The 15,786-nt window shown below is 62.8% G+C and carries 19 protein-coding genes; 8 read left to right on the top strand and 11 right to left on the bottom strand.

What is annotated here, in order from left to right:
- Window positions 1–76: 76 nt before the first annotated feature.
- Complete coding sequence (locus ACSC1P_RS17505; RefSeq protein ID WP_435361478.1) at window positions 77–1,054, bottom strand: aldo/keto reductase; 978 nt, start codon at window positions 1,052–1,054, stop codon at window positions 77–79.
- Between the two features lie 108 nt (window positions 1,055–1,162).
- Here ACSC1P_RS17505 and ACSC1P_RS17500 point away from each other — a divergent pair, with 108 nt between their 5' ends.
- Complete coding sequence (locus ACSC1P_RS17500; protein ID WP_435361477.1) at window positions 1,163–2,005, top strand: alpha/beta fold hydrolase; 843 nt, start codon at window positions 1,163–1,165, stop codon at window positions 2,003–2,005.
- Window positions 2,006–2,023: 18 nt separating this feature from the next.
- Here ACSC1P_RS17500 and ACSC1P_RS17495 read toward each other — a convergent pair whose 3' ends face one another.
- Together ACSC1P_RS17495 and ACSC1P_RS17490 are read right to left on the bottom strand one after the other, a co-directional pair.
- Window positions 2,024–3,352, bottom strand: a complete 1,329-nt coding sequence (locus tag ACSC1P_RS17495; RefSeq protein WP_435361476.1) for an MBL fold metallo-hydrolase — start codon at window positions 3,350–3,352, stop codon at window positions 2,024–2,026.
- A gap of 49 nt (window positions 3,353–3,401) precedes the next feature.
- Window positions 3,402–3,683, bottom strand: coding sequence for a WNWW family protein (locus tag ACSC1P_RS17490; RefSeq protein WP_435361475.1), 282 nt, complete (start codon window positions 3,681–3,683; stop codon window positions 3,402–3,404).
- 84 nt (window positions 3,684–3,767) lie between these two features.
- Here ACSC1P_RS17490 and ACSC1P_RS17485 point away from each other — a divergent pair, with 84 nt between their 5' ends.
- On the top strand, window positions 3,768–4,181 hold the full coding sequence (locus tag ACSC1P_RS17485) for a 30S ribosomal protein S6e (protein WP_435361474.1): 414 nt from the start codon (window positions 3,768–3,770) through the stop codon (window positions 4,179–4,181).
- 150 nt (window positions 4,182–4,331) lie between these two features.
- Window positions 4,332–4,763 carry a DUF7112 family protein gene (locus ACSC1P_RS17480; protein ID WP_435361473.1) on the top strand — a complete coding sequence of 144 codons (432 nt, stop codon included), beginning with the start codon at window positions 4,332–4,334 and terminating at the stop codon, window positions 4,761–4,763.
- Here the strand turns inward: ACSC1P_RS17480 and ACSC1P_RS17475 are convergent.
- From ACSC1P_RS17475 to ACSC1P_RS17440, 8 genes are all read right to left on the bottom strand, one after another.
- Entirely contained in the window at window positions 4,760–5,263 is a 504-nt protein-coding gene (locus tag ACSC1P_RS17475) for a PadR family transcriptional regulator (protein WP_435361524.1), read from the bottom strand. The genes ACSC1P_RS17480 and ACSC1P_RS17475 overlap by 4 nt on opposite strands.
- A gap of 292 nt (window positions 5,264–5,555) precedes the next feature.
- Entirely contained in the window at window positions 5,556–5,999 is a 444-nt protein-coding gene (locus ACSC1P_RS17470) for a FlaD/FlaE family flagellar protein (protein ID WP_435361472.1), read from the bottom strand.
- 135 nt (window positions 6,000–6,134) lie between these two features.
- On the bottom strand, window positions 6,135–7,847 hold the full coding sequence (gene arlJ / locus ACSC1P_RS17465; protein ID WP_435361471.1) for an archaellar assembly protein ArlJ/FlaJ: 1,713 nt from the start codon (window positions 7,845–7,847) through the stop codon (window positions 6,135–6,137).
- Window positions 7,848–7,849: 2 nt separating this feature from the next.
- On the bottom strand, window positions 7,850–9,511 hold the full coding sequence (gene flaI / locus ACSC1P_RS17460) for an archaellum flagellar ATPase motor FlaI (RefSeq protein ID WP_435361470.1): 1,662 nt from the start codon (window positions 9,509–9,511) through the stop codon (window positions 7,850–7,852).
- A gap of 1 nt (window position 9,512) precedes the next feature.
- Window positions 9,513–10,244: an archaellum protein ArlH gene (gene arlH / locus ACSC1P_RS17455; protein WP_435361469.1), complete on the bottom strand. Its 732-nt coding sequence runs from the start codon at window positions 10,242–10,244 to the stop codon at window positions 9,513–9,515.
- Window positions 10,241–10,690, bottom strand: a complete 450-nt coding sequence (arlG, locus tag ACSC1P_RS17450) for an archaellum stator protein ArlG (protein WP_435361468.1) — start codon at window positions 10,688–10,690, stop codon at window positions 10,241–10,243. The genes arlH and arlG overlap by 4 nt, the downstream gene beginning before the upstream one ends.
- Window position 10,691: 1 nt before the next feature.
- Window positions 10,692–11,126, bottom strand: a complete 435-nt coding sequence (arlF, locus tag ACSC1P_RS17445; RefSeq protein ID WP_435361467.1) for an archaellum stator protein ArlF — start codon at window positions 11,124–11,126, stop codon at window positions 10,692–10,694.
- Between the two features lie 3 nt (window positions 11,127–11,129).
- On the bottom strand, window positions 11,130–12,095 hold the full coding sequence (locus tag ACSC1P_RS17440; protein WP_435361466.1) for a FlaD/FlaE family flagellar protein: 966 nt from the start codon (window positions 12,093–12,095) through the stop codon (window positions 11,130–11,132).
- A gap of 433 nt (window positions 12,096–12,528) precedes the next feature.
- Between ACSC1P_RS17440 and ACSC1P_RS17435 the strand changes: the two genes are divergently transcribed.
- From ACSC1P_RS17435 to ACSC1P_RS17415, 5 genes are all read left to right on the top strand, one after another.
- Window positions 12,529–13,104 (top strand): flagellin, encoded by a 576-nt coding sequence (locus ACSC1P_RS17435; protein WP_435361465.1) that lies wholly within the window; start codon window positions 12,529–12,531, stop codon window positions 13,102–13,104.
- Between the two features lie 43 nt (window positions 13,105–13,147).
- Entirely contained in the window at window positions 13,148–13,606 is a 459-nt protein-coding gene (locus ACSC1P_RS17430; RefSeq protein WP_435361464.1) for a DUF7500 family protein, read from the top strand.
- Between the two features lie 220 nt (window positions 13,607–13,826).
- Window positions 13,827–14,408, top strand: a complete 582-nt coding sequence (locus ACSC1P_RS17425; RefSeq protein ID WP_435361463.1) for a flagellin — start codon at window positions 13,827–13,829, stop codon at window positions 14,406–14,408.
- Between the two features lie 3 nt (window positions 14,409–14,411).
- Window positions 14,412–15,020 (top strand): flagellin, encoded by a 609-nt coding sequence (locus tag ACSC1P_RS17420; RefSeq protein ID WP_435361462.1) that lies wholly within the window; start codon window positions 14,412–14,414, stop codon window positions 15,018–15,020.
- A 339-nt stretch (window positions 15,021–15,359) separates the two neighbouring features.
- Window positions 15,360–15,785: a DUF5807 family protein gene (locus ACSC1P_RS17415; protein ID WP_435361461.1), complete on the top strand. Its 426-nt coding sequence runs from the start codon at window positions 15,360–15,362 to the stop codon at window positions 15,783–15,785.
- Window position 15,786: the final 1 nt, after the last annotated feature.

The following is a 15,786-nucleotide window of genomic DNA, read 5'->3' as shown; positions in this document are numbered from 1 at the left end:
GGCTGGTTCGAGGTCGAAGAGCTCCCTCGACGGTGAGTTGGCTGGGCGCGGCGACTTCTCGATGCTCGCGTGCGGCCTACACGCCACCGATGTCGGTGTTCCAGACGGGAGTCACGGGGTCTTCGAGTTGCGCAACCTCGTCGTCGGTGAGAGTCACGTCGAGCGCCCCAATCGCGTCGTCGAGGTGCGCCTCGGTCCGTGGGCCGATGATAGGCGAATCGACGACTGGTTTGTGCAACAGCCACCCGAGGCTGACCTGTGCGGCCGTCGCGTCTTTCTCGTCTGCCAGTTCGCGTACCACGTCGAGCACCGCCCACCCCTCGTCGCTGAATCGCTTCTGGGTGTACTCGTCGGTGGCGGCTCGCCCCTCCTCGGGGTCCGAACCCTGCTCGTACTTGTCGGCGAGGAACCCGCCGGCCAGCGGCGACCACGGAATCACGCCGATGCCCTGGTCTCGACAGACCGGCAGGACGTTCGCCTCCTCGTGGCGGTCGACGAGGTTGTACTCGCACTGCATCGAGACGAAGCGCTCGACGTTCTCCACGTCGGCCTCGTACAGCGCCTTCGTGAACTTCCACGCGGGCATCGAACTCGCGCCGACGTACCGGACCACGCCCTCGTCGACGAGGTGGTCAAGTGCGGACAGCGTCTCCGAAATCGGCGTGTCGTCGTCCCAGCGGTGAATCTGGTAGAGGTCGAGGTAGTCGGTGCCGAGTCGGTCCAGACTCGCTTCGGCCTGGTCGAGGACGTGTTTTCGGGAGAGGCCGCTGGCGTTCGGTCCGTCGCCCATCTCGCCGAACACCTTCGTCGCCAGCACGAGTTCAGAGCGGTCGTACTCCGCGATTGCCTCACCGAGAATCTCCTCGCTCTCTCCCGTCGAGTAGACGTTCGCGGTGTCGAAGAAGTTGATTCCCTGCTCGTGGGCAGCGTCGATGATGTCGAGCGACTGCTCCCGGTCGTGGGTCATCCACGGCTGTTCCGTCCCGAAGTTCATACAGCCGAGGCAGAGGCGCGAGACTTCCAGGCCGGTGTCGCCGAGTCGTGTGTACTCCATAGTCCGGGTTCGTTCGCCGGTAGGGAGTAGCTTTGCACGGCGGTAGTCGTGGGTGGGGCTGGTGACTCCTGCCCGAGATTTATCCCCACAACCGACGACTCGTACGCCATGACCAGAACCGACGAGTTCGTCACCGTCGCCGACACCGAACTCCACTACTCGGCGTGGGGCGACCCCACGAATCCGGTCGTCCTATGCGTCCACGGGCTCTCGCGAAACGGTCGCGACTTCGACGCGCTCGCTCAATCTCTCGCCGACGATTACCGCGTCCTCTGCCCGGACATGCCAGGTCGCGGCCTGAGCGAGTGGGCTGACGACCCTGCTAGCGAATATTCACAGGCGGGTCTCCGCGAGACGGTCCGCGGCTTCTGCAACGAACTCGGCCTCGACGAGTTCCGGTACGTCGGCACGTCGATGGGCGGCCTGCTCGGCATTCCGCTGGCTGCCGGCCCGCTGCGAAAGCGAATCACCCACCTCGTCTGCAACGATGTGGGGCCGGTCCTCACCGGCTCTGAGGAGGGCGTCGAGCGTATCGTCGAGTACCTCACGAACCCGCCGGTCCGCGACACGCTCACCGAACTGGAAGCGTGGTACCGCGAGACCTACGCGACCTCGAACCCGAAGACAGACGCCGAGTGGACCAAATTCACGCTGACGAGCGCCCGCCGAACCAACGATGGCGGGTTCACCCGGGACTACGACCCGAACATCGTCGAACCGCTGCTGACCGGTGGCCAGTCAAACGATGAGGCGTGGGCGAAGTGGGAGGCACTCGACTGCCCCGTGTTTGTCGTCTGGGGTCGCGAGTCCGACATTCTGCACGCTGAAACCGTCGAAGAAATGTCGTCGAGACGACCAGAGACCGAAGTACTCGAACTCGGCTGTGGTCACCCACCGGGGCTGAATGTCGTCGAACAAACCGACCCGATTCGGGCGTTTTTGGCCGATTGACCAGTCGCCAGCCCGTACTCAGACGACGACCGTCTCGCCCAACTCGGGCGCACTCGCTTCGTACCCTTCTTCGCGCAACTCGGCAGCGAACCCGGCACAGTCGTCGCCGTGGTTCACCAGAACCGGTGTGTCTTCGTACTCGGCCAAGAACTCTCGAAGCGCGTTCGCGTCGGCGTGTGCCGAGAAGTCGTACTGTTCGACCTGCGCGCTGACGGGCATCACCCGGCCGTCGATTTCGGCTCTGCCGCGTTCGAGCAGTTCACGGCCGGGCGTCCCTTCGACCTGATAGCCGGTGAAGGCGATTTTGTTCGCCGGGTGGTCGCGAATCTCGGGGACGTACGTCATCGCAGGCCCGCCTTTGAGCATCCCCGAAGTCGTGATGATGACCGTGTTCTGCTTCGCGATGCGCTTCTTCTGCCCCTGCCTACCCGTGACGAATCTGGCGTGACTCTTCGCCCGGCGGTACTCGTCGGCGTCGCGTAGGAAGTCGTCGTGCCGGCGGAACAGTTCGGCCACGCGGGTGCCCATCCCGTCGACGTAACACTCCACGTCGTGGGCGGCGCAGACGCACATCACCTCTTGCGTCCGGCCGATACCGAAGGCTGGGACGACGACGGTGCCGCCTTCCCACATCGTCGTCTTCAGGCTCTCGGCGAAGCGCGACTCGATGTCGGCGCGTGATTTGCGGTGGGTGTCTGCGTAGGTCGCCTCGGTCAGCACCACGTCGGCCTCGGGGCGAGCGTCGGACCCCGCGAGCAACCGCTGGTTCTCGGTGTGGAAGTCGGCGGTGTACAGTAGTCGGGTTTCACCATCATCACCGGACTTCGTCCGGTTGCTCGCGGGACTTCGTCCCGCGCTGTCGACGAGGACGTGCGCGCTGCCGGGGATGTGGCCCGCGTTGAAGAACGTGATCTCGTAGCCCGCGGCCTCGAACGGTTCGCGGTAGCCGTGGGTGTTCGAGACCTGTGTCAGTCGGTGCAACTCGGTTTCGGTGAACGGGCAGTCGTAGGTGCCACCACTCGGCCCGAAACTGGCCGGGCCGCGGTCGTCGTCCCGGCCGGCGATACCGTGGAGTTTCAGCGTGTCACGCCCGAGCACCTGCGCCAGTTCGGCCGTCGGCGGGGTCCAGTGGACCGGCGGGCGCTCGTCGCCGGCCAGCAGCGTCGGGAGCATCCCCACGTGGTCGAGATGTCCGTGGCTCACGACGACGGCGTCAGGTGACGGCTGCTCGACGGGGTACTGGGGCGGGTTACCCGAACCCATCCCGAAGTCGAGCAAGAGCGAATCGTCGACGAGGACGGCGCTCCGGCCGATTTCGCCCGCGCCGCCGAGGAAGCGTAGCTCCATCTGGTCGATAGCTACTCGATAGAACGGTTTCCGTTCGTCGGTTCGGAACTCAGAACTGTCCGTTTTCCCGGGGGTTCTGTCGCACCGTGAAGTGCTGGTACTCGTCGCCGTAGGCGAGCGCGAGCGACCCGAGCCACCAGTTCCAGCGCTCGGTGACGGTCCCGTGTGGGGCGTCGCGGAGGTTGTCCACGATGACGTCGGTGGTCAGTTCGTGACCCGCGTCTCGATGGTACTGACCAGAGTCACGCAGGTCGACCGCCTGGCGGACGACCACGTGGGCCTCGCCGCCGAACTCGCGCTCTAAGCGGAGTTCGAGTTGCCCCGGGTTCATGTCCAGTCGTTCGAGACGAGGCGACTTATCGTTCGGGGTGGATTCGACGGAGTTTTGAACGCCCGCCGTCGAAACACGACTACTATGGCGAGTTTCAACGTCGTCGTTGCGGACCCGGAGTCGGGCGCGACGTACGCGCTCGAAGCAGAGGAACAGGACGCAAACCGATTCATGAACAAGGAGATCGGCGACTCCGTCGACGGTGGCGCAGTCGGTCTCGACGGTTGCACGCTCGAAATCACCGGTGGCTCTGACGAGGCCGGTCGCCCGATGCGCCAGGACATCGCTGGCCCGAACGTCAAGGAAGTCCTGATGAAGGAACGCTCCACGGGCTACAAGCCGAACCGCCCGGGCGAGCGTAAGCGCCTGACCCTGCGTGGTCGCGTCATCTCCGACGAGACCAGTCAGATCAACACGAAGGTCGTCTCCGTCGGCGACGAGACCGTCGAGGAACTCCTCGGTCTCGCTGGCGACGACGAAGAAGACGACGAAGAGTAACCAGACCGAACCCCGGGTTCGTCTCGGACGCGTCGTAGGTCTCCTGAGGGTCACTCCCTCGGCGCGCGTCCGCGGCCCACGACACATTTTCCCAGGAACCGCCGACAATCGAGCGACAGGTACATCCACCGTGACGGTCCACTGTAGGGTATGGCTGATCGCGTTTCTTCTGACGCAGTGCCCACTGTGCGAGCGAAGTTGCAACGACACGGGGCGACCGACCGCCTCCGTATCGAGATTCCGGCAGACACCGACGAGTCCTTCCCCGAAGGCGAAGTCGTCCGGTTCGTCCTCGACGGCGCAGAGCGCCACGCACGCTTCGAGTCACACCTCACGAGCGACGGACTCGTCGTCGCCGGTATCTACGACACCCCAGAAGACGCACGCGAGCGAAGCGGCGAGAACCGACTGCCCGAGTGGTGTGCGAAGCACAACCGCTCCGCTGGCGGGTCGGTACTCGTCGACGTCATCGAAGACGGGTTCCAGTACGGCCTCCGGGCCCCGGGAGACCGTTCGTTCTACGCCGCACTGGAGAAACCGAGTGATAGCCTGGCGTCGATCGCAGAAGAAATCGAAGATTAGAGCCGGGGGAGGAACGAGTAGAGCAGGTAGCCGAACGCGAGATGCTGAATCATCGTCCGCTCGACGGTCATGCGAACTTCACGCTCGTCCTTGATGGAGTACTCCTTCGTGCGCACTTTCTTGTGCATCCGGAGCACGTCCTCGTCCTCTAGCTGGTGCAGGCTCGGGTAGACCGTTCCCGGGCTGAGCTGTGCGTCGAACAGTCGCGTCAGGTCGGAGATGAGCTCCTTCCCGTGGGTCTCGCCGCGCAGCGAGATGAGCATGAGGAGGATTTCGTCCAAGTTCTCCTTGATGATGTCCTCGCTGAAGTCCGCCTCTGCGGTCGGCAGGGCGTCTTCGACGGACGCGAGCATCTCGTCGAGTTCGCGCTCGACGGACTGGTCGTCGACTTTCTTGGCCGACCCGATGGTCAGCTCGTACTGTTCCTCTCCGTTGGGATCGTCGGTTGCCGCGGCGGTCAGGTTGCTGAAAACCGACTGTGAATCTGGCTTGTCGTACATGTCAGTCGTCACCTCTGGCTTTCTCCGTCAGGCACCCCACCGAGGCCTCCACCAGAAGCCCCGAAGTCCCGTTCGGATACTATTGGGTACATTGGAAGGATGGCTAATAAGTCAATCGGCCAACTTTCGTTCTATGACATAAGTGTGGTGGCCATCTATTGAGGATGTTTTGAAAACAGCGAAACGCAGAAAATTGCAAGCTATCTGGGTCGTAACTCGGTTTTGGGAATCAGAACCTTACGTAAGAAACTGATGGCTCTGCAGCAAAATTATCAGAAAAATTTGTTGTCGGTTACCAGTCGTTTATCGACCCGACCGCCTCTTCGCGCGGTGGGACGTTCACGTCTCGCTTTTCGATCTGTTGTTCGGCGAGGCGGGCGAGCATCAGGTGCTCTTCTAAGTCCGCGTCGGCGATGCGGGAGACGTACTCCAGCGATTGCGCGTGCGTGCTGAAGGGCGTCCCCGAGAGTGTGTCGAGCGGATAGTCGAGCGTCGCCGGCTCGTCGTACTTCTTGTTGTGCGTCTCGGCGAGCGAGAGCCCGCGGATGTACGAGATCATGGCTGACCGGACCGTCCCGGATATCCAGCCGAGGTCTTCGTAGTAGCGCAGGCAGTTGAGCGCACCGTTGACGCCGAACGTCTCACCGAGGTATCGAGCCCACTCCATCGTCGCGTCCATCCCTGCGGGTGTGCGCGAGACGGAGGACAGGTACGGTTTCTCGGACTCCAGTGACATCGGTTTGACTCTCCTATCAACAGCGTTGGCCCATATCGGTATAAAGACTCTTGCCGTTTCGAGAGTTGAGTCGGGCCACGAATCGCGGGGTAAAACCGGAAGACGGGGCCGGGTGGCCCGGCCGAGAAACGCAGGTCAGACCGAGATGAGTGCGTCGACGACGTACCGGGTGATCTCGGCGGTGATGCCACCGGTCCAGGTCAGCATGACGAAGTGGACGTAGCCACTCAGGATGTGGCCGCGGTCGGTCACCCGAATCATGATGGAGGAGATGAGCGCGTTCAGGACGATGATGAGGATGAGCAACAGCTCGATGACGGCGATGTTGTACTGTTCCGTCGAGAGCAGGAAGCTCATCTGACTCGCACTGAGGTCCATGTCCTCGGTGATGGTCATGAGCAACTCGACGACTTCCAGCCCGACGAAAAAGGCGAACACGGACGCCGCGGTCAGCCCGTAGAGGACGCCGATGAGGGTCGTCGTCGCCTGCTGACGCTGTTCACGGACTTTCAGGACCTCGCCGTGATTGCGCGAGATGACCTGTCCGAGCATCTTCGGGTCGCCACCCATCCGGCGGCCTTCGACGTACATCTCGCCGAACTTCTGGATGAGGTACGAGCCCGTCCCGGCCGCGAACAGTGCCCACGAGCGCGTCGTGTCGATACGGATGTTGAGTCGCTTGTACAGGTTGTCGATGTTGGCGGTCAGTGCGCCGAAGTCCTTCTTGCGCAGCGATTCGAGGACGTTCCCCGTCGACGTCTGTTTGACGGACTCGACCGCACCGAGCGCCCGGATGAAACTCGGGAACTCGCTGTCGCGCTCTTTGACCTTCTTCTCCTCCTTGCGAACCAGCCACCCCGGAATCAGCAGTGGCGTGACCGGAATGCAGGCCATGATGGGCAGCGGGAGAACGTCGCTGGCGAACGGCGTGTAGCCGAGCAACACCGCCCCGACGACGACGAACGTGAGTATCGACAGGCCGCCGCCGGCCACCATCGCGGCACGCGCTCGCCGGAGCGGGTACTCGCCAGCCGTCTCGTAGATGTACCAGACCGGGTCGTACGGCGCGATTGCGTGAATGGCGTAGACGAACGCGGACTGGACGACGACGACGAACGCGACGACCGCCCCGACCGCCAGCGAGGGGTTGATGCCGATGAGGACCGGCAAGACGATGGAGAAGACGAGGACGAACGCCGTCGACAGCATCATCGACAGGTACAGCTCCTTCATCACGTCGAGTTTGTTCAGGTCCGCCTCGTACCGGATGACGAACTGCTGGATGATGCTCTCCTGTTCGTCGATGAGGAACTCACTCACCTCCTGCCCGCCGCCGATGGCGTAGGCGAGGCGCTCCATGAAGTCAGAGAGCAGCGGTGAGTTAACCTGTCTCGCCCGCATCCGACACGCGTCGTCTAAGCTCTGGTTCCACGTGTCCACGAGCGCGACGAGGTAGCCCATCTCTTCGGCGAGGGCCTGATACTCCTCCTCCTCCGCGAGCGTCCGGAAAATCTCGATACGGTTGATGTTCGTCATCGAGAGGACCGTGATGTGGGTCAAGTAGAGGTGAAAGCGCTGTCTGACCTGTTTTCGCTGGCGGTCTTGCACCGCCTTCGGATAGATGAGTGCGACGAACACCGAGAAGAACCCGAGCAGCATGAGCGGGGCTGCGATGGTCAGCGACAATCCCAGCGCGAACGTCGCCGCCACGGTCCCGATTGCGAACACGGCCGAGGGCAGGACGATGACGAGCATGTACGTCCGCACCGGCATCTCCATGCGCCGGTACGCCTCGCGCATCGACGCCAGCGTCGCGTTCACGTTGCCGGGTTGCGTGGCGGTCGACATGGTCAGATAATCGCGTCCAGGCCGACGGTGTTGATGTCGATGCCTTCGAGGCCGTCGCGCTGGTAGTCGGCGATGAACTTGTTCACCTCGTGGTAGCCGAGGACGTCCTCGTCGATGGCACGCCGGATGATTTCGGCGCGGCGGTCCAACTCGTCGTAGATGAGTCGGGTGTCCTGATAGCCGAGCAGTTCTGCGATCTGCTCTTCGAGCACGTAGGAGTTGTTCCGGCCGGTGAAGTCGACGTTGTCCTCGCGCGGGTCCCAGTTGAACGCCTGCCGCGTGACGACGCCGCCTTCGTAGTCGGAGTAGCCCTCGATTTCCTGGACCGAGGTGACTCGACGCAGGACCTTGTCGCCCTGCTTGACCCGGTTCTGGAACAGGGCTACGTCGCAGTTGTCCATGAACGTCTCGGGGACGTTGATGGGCGCACCGGTGAAGCGCTGAATCATCGAGACGATGTCTGAGGCGTGGAACGTGAGCATCACCGGGTGACCCGTCTGGGCCGCCTGGAACGCCATCTGTCCCTCCGCCCCACGAACCTCACCGACGATGATGTAGTCGGGACGCGAACGCAGTGCGGCCGCGACGAGGTCGAACATGTCCACGTCCGCGCCGTCGTCGCCCGAGCCTTCACGCGTGAGGAGCTGCTGCCACGTTTCGTGTGGCGGCTTGACCTCCGCGGTGTCCTCTGCCGTGTATATCTTGGCGTCGCTCGGGATGAACGAGAGCGAGGCGTTGAGCGTCGTGGTCTTGCCCGACGCCGTCTCGCCGACGACGAACACGGTCTGTTCGTTCTCCAGACAGAGCCAGAGGTACGCCCCCAGCTCCGGTGAGAGCGTCCCCCACTTCGTAATCTGGAACACCGAGAGCGGGATGTCCTCACCCTGACGGATGGTGAGCGACGGGCCCTTGATGGACACGTCGTCGGAGAAGATGATGTTGATACGTGACCCGTCCGGCAACGTCGAGTCGATGATGGGGTGGGAGTCGGAGACGGGGGCGTCCATCCGCTCGCCCATGTTCCGAATCCAGTTTTGGAACGACTCGATGGAGCCGAAGTCGACGTTCGTGTTCACCATCCCGTACGTCCCGTGGTCGATGTCGCACTGGTGGGGACCGATGACGTGAATGTCCTCGTTCTCCGGGTCGGACATGACCGGGTCGAGTGGGCCGAGGCCGACGATGTCACGCTGGAGATGGTACCGAATCGCCTCGTAGGTTCCGCGGTCGACGGTTATGGAACTGCTCAGCCCACCCGTGAGTCCGCCGATGGCTCCTCCGACAGATACGACTTCGTCGAGCAGCGCGTCCAGGTGCTCTTCGAACTCGTCGTTCTCCGCGGGTGCCGGCCGCGTGACGGACCGGTCGAGGATGCGCTGGCGAACCTGCGCGTACACGTCACGTTGCTGGTCGGTGAGCGTCGGTTCGATGCAGTAGTACTGCGTGTTCATCCCGATGTCACCGTAGACGTGGATGTACACGTCGTCGCCCACCGGGTAGCAGACGTTTGGGCGGTCCGATTTGTAGTCGCCGGGGTCGGGGACGAGCGACGGGTACTCGCTGAACTCCGCGTGGAACTCTTCGAGGTGATCCATGAGGTGTGGGGTCTCCTCGGCCGCGTTTCGCAGTTCGGTCGTCATCCGACTGGTGCCGAACTCCGCCATCTCAGGCCACCGTCCGGTTCACGATAGTCATGCCACGCCCCTGCTGGACGTTGAACCCGATGGCGTCGTCCACCGGGTCGCGCATGTTCGCGTACCGCCGAACCCGAATGGTCCGCCGGGTGTCTTGCCCGACCGTCTTCGTCTCGATTTGGAGGAAGACGTCGGCCACGCTCCGGATGGGCATGAGTGCTTTCTCGGTCACTGCCTCGGGGTCGACGGTCAGGACGACCGATTTCCCCTGTTGGGTCATCTGCTGGAGGAAGGTGAGTACGGTTTCCATCTTGTGGTCCTCGTCGCCTTCACTGGTGATGGCGTCGAACGTGGGGTCGTTCCGCAAGAACGCGCTGAACGCGTCCACGACCACCACGTCGCCTTGCCAGAGCAGGCTGGGTTTGGTCAGTTGTGAGAGCAACTCGCGCTGCTCTTCGCCGCGATGCGTGTCCACGTCGACGTTGAGGAACAGCACCTTGCCGGTCAACAGCGGGTCGACGATGTCGTACGACAGCGAGTGCATCTGCTTGATGAACTCACTCGCCGCGAGTTCGGTCGACACGTACGAGACGTAGGCGTCTTCGCTCGCCATGCCGTAGGTCATCCGCTGGCTCAGCACCGACTTTCCTGCGCCGTCGACGCCCTCGATGAGGACGATACTCCCTTCGGGGATGCCGCCACCGAAGGCGTGGTTGACGCGGTCTGCGTCGGTCAGGCCGAGTGAGAAGTAGCCACGAGTCATACGTAGAACTCGAACACCTCTCTATCGCCGTTGACGACGATGACGACGCGGTGTGCGCCGGAGTCGAGGTCTTGGCCGGTGAGGTCGAGCTCGGCGACGTTGCCGCGCCGCCAGTCGGAGCCGTCGACGATGGTCAACGACTTCGACCCGGCGTACTGCCCGTCGACCAACACGTCGAGTCGACCCGCGTCGGTCGACAGCCGCGCGCTTCCCGTGTTCTTCACGAGGACGGTCACGGTGTCGCTCCCGCTGTCGTAGACGGCGGAACTCCCTGGGTCAGAGATTATCTCGACTTCGGTGTCGATTTTCTTCGCCGCATCTGCACTCTTTGCGTCTATCGAGCTACTCACCTCGCCGACGTTCGTCACCATCGTGCCCGCGACGCTCACGGCGATGAGCATCGCGGCGATGAACATGATCATACTCGAAACTGAGACACTCGCCATGTTACACCTCCACCACCGTCTGCGCGACACCGAATTCCGTCACGACCTTGACGCGACTCGGCGCCGACGTGACGCCGGTCAGTTCGAACTGGAGCTGTTCGCCCGGGACCCAGATATTCCGGCCAGCGTCGCCGTCGACGGTCGTCGTGGCCGCAGTCTGGAACGCACCCTCGACCAGTAGGTCGGTCTCGTCGACCGACAGCGCACGTGAGCCGACGTTCGTCACGTTCACGACGAGCGTCTCGGACACGTTGTCGTAGCTCACGTTCGTGACGTTGAGCGCGGTGTGACGCCGGTCCAGCGACCGCTCGTCCTGTGCGTCGCTCGCGCTGGTCACGCGCTCGTTGGCCGTCTCCACGACGGGGTAAACCGTCGAGACCATGACGAGGAGGGCCACGAACAGAATCGCCGCGGAGCCGCTGGTGCTGAATCCCATGTATCAGTTGGTGTCGTTCATCGCGTTCTGTACCGCCTCGAGTTTGAGGATGTACTCGTAGCTCTCGGCGTGGTCGTCACCGGTCAGTTCCTCTGGCTCTCTCGCGGGGTCGACGATCATGTCGAGGTCGGGCGCGGAGAGGACGTTCTCCAGGTGATGTTTCACCGCGGGCGAAATCCACCCCATCTCCTCGTAGTACGAAATCGCCCGGAGCGTCGCCGAGGGGCCACCCGTCCGCACGAGGTCGGTGAGCCACTCGAAGACGATGATGTCCGTCGCGTACGTATCCGCGAGACTCGCCAATTTGGCGTCGGCGTCGTCGGCCGCCGAGACGAAGCTGTCTGCTTCCGCGTCGTCCGTGTCCGCCGACTCCGCGTCGTCGTCGTGCGCATCGGACGACCCGGCGACCGTCTCGACCTCGATTTCGTTATCAGCGGCGGCCGGTCCACCCTTCAGGTCGTCGAACGAGACGGCCCCGCCGGACTCTTGCTGGCCGCCACCGAGACTCGGCACTGGTGCGGCTGCCTGCTGTTGTTGCGTCTGTTCCGGCCCGAAGCCGAAGCCTTCGACGTCGTCCTCGGCGACCCCGGGCTGGTTCGCCTCGACGAACGGGTTCGCGTTCGCGGTCAACTGGTCGTAGATACCGAGCAGTTGGCGAACCGTGTCGTTCATGTCCTCGATGCGCTCTGCGACCTGTTGCTGGGAGCCCTGGATGGTCTCCAGCTGTCCCGTCGAATCGTGGAGTTCGTCTTCGAGTCCGTCGAGCCGGTGCTCGAGCGTCTCGATCTGTTCTTCCTGGTTCAGGTCTTCGAGTGGAACGTCGTACGGTTCTGGGTCCGGTGCAGGCTCCTCCTCGTCCACCGCTTGTTCGTCGTCCGTCCCGTCTCCGTTTCCGGTCCCCGGTGCGGCCCCCTGGACGGGGCCACTGCCCGAACTGAGGAACTCGGTGAGGATGTCTAGCAGTCCCATATTGTGAACCTCAACTATCTTGTCTCACGTGTGCGACGCCGCAGTCGCAGTGCAGTACAGGACTGTCGTCCGTCGCGATACGTCTCGCAGTCATTGCCAGAAGGTAGAACAGATATCCGTATAGTACCGCGTACGGCCTCGACGGTCGACTCGGCGGACGTTTCGAGAACTGAGTCGAGCCCCGAATCGGGGGGTGTGGTGATACGTGTCTTGATAGGTGGAAGCGTCGATGGGGTACTCGGGGATAACTCCCCAAGCTGTGATGCGAAACATCGGCTCACCCCGGAACGGGGAACGAAGTTCGCGGCACTCCACCAGTGATGCCTCTCTCACGAGTCGGCGTCCGGAGCTGCCGGTCGGCCCTGCTGGGCCACGCGAAACGGTCGCGTCCATGTGGGCGCGAGTGGGCCACAATCACGGGGTGAATTTACCGATGTACGTAACGGAACAACAAGATGGTGACCGCGGACAGGTCGGAATCGGGACGCTGATCATCTTCATTGCGATGGTCTTGGTCGCTGCAGTGGCTGCTGGCGTGTTGATCAACACGTCCGGTATGCTCGAAGCGAAGGCGTCCGATACCAGTAGTGATGCACAAGCACAGGTCTCGAACCACATCTCAGTCGTCTCTGCGACTGGTGAAGTGAACGCTAGCGGAAATGGCGTCGATACGGTCAACATCACCGTGATGAAGGCCGCCGGCGCCGGCGACATCGACCTGACCAAGGCGTCGTTCGAGTGGGTATCCGACACGGCGGCAGTGACCCTGTCGTCCAGTGACTCTGCCGTCAATCTCACGGATATGAGTGGCGGCTCGGACACTACACTGAACAGCCGGTCCGACCGCATCCGCATCTCCATCAACGTAACTGATAGCGCTGTAGAAGGTGGAATGCTTCCAGAAGGCGAAAAAGCGATGCTGCAGATCGTCGACGCGTCCGGCGCGAAGACGCTCTACGGCGTCAACGTACCCTCGACTATCTCAGACGAGACGTACGTGAGAGTCTGACGGGAGCGACCACGGTGCCCCATCCGGGGCACACCGACCACACATGAACGAACGCACGAAACACGCAGATTCAACCGCGGACGGCGTCCTCTCACCGGAGGACCTGGCGCTCGACGAGGACCACGTCCGGTCGCTCGACGAACACCGCCAAGTCATCGCTGCCGGTGACGGCCCGTCTGCGAACTCGCACGGCGGCACGCCCCGAATGCCAGACATCGACGTGGCGACTATCCCAGACGCCACCGACACTGACGGCGACGGGGCGACGGCGACCACGGGGTCGCCCCAGCCCGCCGCTGCGTTAGCGGACCACAGTGCGCCGTACGGTGTGGACATCGCCGTGAAGACTGACGACGCTATCACGCACGAGACGATACACTCCAGCGACATCCGCGAGGTGTTCGAACGGCTGCTCCGCTGGTACGCACGGCAACTCGACGACGAGCTGCCACCGGAAGAGACCCTGGCGATCCTGCTCGACGCGTCCGGTCTCGAACTATAGTCAGAACACTGGTTGTTTCTCCAGTCCTGTTACCGTCCAGTCGCATCGTGACTGTACAACGCCGTAACTCAAAAGCGCAATACGAAGAGCGATTTCTGTACTGAATATCCAGCCCGTTACGAGTTCTGAGTCGAAGGCCGAATCGGCGTCCGAAATCCTACGGGCATTGATAGTAAGGGGGGTCCACGGAGTAAACGGGGCGCATCCCCCACAGGCAACAATGATAGTGGAAAATACAGTAGAGAACGAACGCGGTCAGGTGGGCATCGGTACCCTGATTATCTTCATTGCTATGGTGCTCGTCGCCGCAGTTGCAGCTGGCGTGCTCATTAACACGTCCGGCATGCTCGAGTCCCAGGCGTCCGACACGGGCGAGGACTCGCAGGCACAGGTTTCCAACCAGTACGACGTTATCACGGCAGTCGGTGAGGACGCTGACTCCAACCGCGCCGTCGAAACGCTGAACTTCACGGTCAAGAAGTCCGCGGGTGCGGACGCTCTCGACCTGAACCAGACGACTATCGAGTACCTCTCGGACGGTGACCGAGTCTCTCTCACGCACGACAACGGTGGGGCAAGCGGGAGTGCATTCGGCACGACCAGCGTCGCCGGGAACGGTGACGACGTACTCGAGAACGCGAGCGAGCGTCTCAAGATTACCATCGACCTCGCATCCGCCGCGAGTGAACTGAACGAGGGCGAAGAAGCGACCGTCCGCATCGTCGACCAGTCCGGTGCGACGACGATCTACGGCGTGAACGTCCCCGACACCATCTCCGGTGACACCTTCGTGGAGGTCTAAACAATGTTCGACGCAATCGCAAACAACGACGAACGCGGTCAGGTCGGTATCGGCACGCTCATCATCTTCATCGCGATGGTGCTCGTCGCTGCAGTGGCTGCTGGCGTGCTCATCAACACGTCCGGTATGCTCGAAGCGACGGCATCCGACACGGGTGAAGACGCACGTGGACAAGTCTCGAACCAGATCGACGTGGTCACGGCAGTCGGTAACGTCACCGGCTCGGACACCGTCGACTACCTCAACTTCACGGTCATGAAGTCCGCCGGCTCGGACACCATCGACCTTGAAGAGGCGACGGTCGAGTTCACGAGTTCGGACGCATCCGAGACGCTCGTCTTCGGAGACGGTGGGTACGCTGGTGACGGCACCTCGTTCATCGTCGCCGGTGCCGACGACCCGACCACGGGTCTCGCATCCGGTGCGAACGGCGTCGTCCTCCAGAACTCCTCGGACCGTGCAGTCATCGGCGTCAACCTCGGCGTAATCGGTGACTCGCTCGAAGAGGGTGAGGAAGCGACGGTCAAGCTCGTCGACCAGTCCGGTGCGACGACGATCTACGGCGTGAACGTCCCGGACACGCTCACCGGCAAGAGCTACGCGGCGGTCTAAACAGGCGGTTCCCAGCCGCTCCGAGTCATCGTCTGCGGGCGTAGCCACCTCCGGTCCGTCTTACGGATTCGGGGATGCGCCGGTACGAACGACCGGAGGCAAACCGCTGACAGCGTATCCAGCGAGGATGCGCTCGTAGACCCCGACCCGGACTTTCAGTACAGCACACAGACCGACGAAGTGGTGTATCCCACACCCCAGCCGCTCCCACGGCTGACAGAGGGACGGATAGTAGTCCCTCGCAGCAGGCAACACGCTGTTTTCGACTCGCGAGCCCCACGGGCACTTCCCACGTCCGTGACTCGCGTTCTTTTTACCCCTTCACGAGCAACTGCGACCATGAGCGACGCAGCCCGTGAGGAGTTCCTGACTGGCGAGCGACCGGACGACGTGGCACTGTATCTGGCCGATTCGTTCGTCGACGACATCGGCAGACTCGAAAAGTTCGGCGAGCGCACTGACGACGGCATTCTCATCGTCGTCGACGGCGAGAGTGGGCGGAACGCCTTCACCGTCGGTACTGGCGCGGACGCGATGACGTTCGCCCAGGAAGCGATGGGGACCGAGGGAACCATCGATGCCGACCTGACCGGTGGCGAGTGCCCCGAGTGCGACGACGGCGCGGTCGACTACGTGTTCGCGTTCGCCGAAGAACAGAACGAAGAGGTCGGTGGTCTGTACGCCGACGGCGACGTCATTCACGCCTACGCTCGCTGTACGTGTGAGGTGGCGTACAGCCACAAGTGGGTCGCTGGCGAGCGCTGAG

The sequence above is a fragment of the Haloarchaeobius caseinilyticus genome, assembly GCF_051207395.1.
Classification (GTDB): Archaea; Halobacteriota; Halobacteria; order Halobacteriales; family Natrialbaceae; genus Haloarchaeobius.
Note: the sequence above shows the minus strand (reverse complement) of the source record. Positions and strands in the feature narration are given on the sequence as shown.

What these genes read in the sequence shown, in the direction of transcription:
- ACSC1P_RS17440 (WP_435361466.1), bottom strand. Translation starts at nt 12,095, where the DNA reads ATGGGACTGCTAGACATCCTCACCGAGTTCCTCAGTTCGGGCAGTGGC.
- ACSC1P_RS17490 (WP_435361475.1), bottom strand. Translation starts at nt 3,683, where the DNA reads ATGAACCCGGGGCAACTCGAACTCCGCTTAGAGCGCGAGTTCGGCGGC.
- arlJ (WP_435361471.1), bottom strand. Translation starts at nt 7,847, where the DNA reads ATGTCGACCGCCACGCAACCCGGCAACGTGAACGCGACGCTGGCGTCG.
- ACSC1P_RS17425 (WP_435361463.1), top strand. Translation starts at nt 13,827, where the DNA reads ATGATAGTGGAAAATACAGTAGAGAACGAACGCGGTCAGGTGGGCATC.
- ACSC1P_RS17480 (WP_435361473.1), top strand. Translation starts at nt 4,332, where the DNA reads ATGGCTGATCGCGTTTCTTCTGACGCAGTGCCCACTGTGCGAGCGAAG.
- ACSC1P_RS17505 (WP_435361478.1), bottom strand. Translation starts at nt 1,054, where the DNA reads ATGGAGTACACACGACTCGGCGACACCGGCCTGGAAGTCTCGCGCCTC.
- ACSC1P_RS17435 (WP_435361465.1), top strand. Translation starts at nt 12,529, where the DNA reads ATGTACGTAACGGAACAACAAGATGGTGACCGCGGACAGGTCGGAATC.
- ACSC1P_RS17470 (WP_435361472.1), bottom strand. Translation starts at nt 5,999, where the DNA reads ATGTCACTGGAGTCCGAGAAACCGTACCTGTCCTCCGTCTCGCGCACA.
- ACSC1P_RS17475 (WP_435361524.1), bottom strand. Translation starts at nt 5,263, where the DNA reads ATGTACGACAAGCCAGATTCACAGTCGGTTTTCAGCAACCTGACCGCC.
- arlF (WP_435361467.1), bottom strand. Translation starts at nt 11,126, where the DNA reads ATGGGATTCAGCACCAGCGGCTCCGCGGCGATTCTGTTCGTGGCCCTC.
- ACSC1P_RS17415 (WP_435361461.1), top strand. Translation starts at nt 15,360, where the DNA reads ATGAGCGACGCAGCCCGTGAGGAGTTCCTGACTGGCGAGCGACCGGAC.
- arlH (WP_435361469.1), bottom strand. Translation starts at nt 10,244, where the DNA reads ATGACTCGTGGCTACTTCTCACTCGGCCTGACCGACGCAGACCGCGTC.
- ACSC1P_RS17485 (WP_435361474.1), top strand. Translation starts at nt 3,768, where the DNA reads ATGGCGAGTTTCAACGTCGTCGTTGCGGACCCGGAGTCGGGCGCGACG.
- ACSC1P_RS17430 (WP_435361464.1), top strand. Translation starts at nt 13,148, where the DNA reads ATGAACGAACGCACGAAACACGCAGATTCAACCGCGGACGGCGTCCTC.
- arlG (WP_435361468.1), bottom strand. Translation starts at nt 10,690, where the DNA reads ATGGCGAGTGTCTCAGTTTCGAGTATGATCATGTTCATCGCCGCGATG.
- ACSC1P_RS17500 (WP_435361477.1), top strand. Translation starts at nt 1,163, where the DNA reads ATGACCAGAACCGACGAGTTCGTCACCGTCGCCGACACCGAACTCCAC.
- ACSC1P_RS17495 (WP_435361476.1), bottom strand. Translation starts at nt 3,352, where the DNA reads ATGGAGCTACGCTTCCTCGGCGGCGCGGGCGAAATCGGCCGGAGCGCC.
- ACSC1P_RS17420 (WP_435361462.1), top strand. Translation starts at nt 14,412, where the DNA reads ATGTTCGACGCAATCGCAAACAACGACGAACGCGGTCAGGTCGGTATC.
- flaI (WP_435361470.1), bottom strand. Translation starts at nt 9,511, where the DNA reads ATGGCGGAGTTCGGCACCAGTCGGATGACGACCGAACTGCGAAACGCG.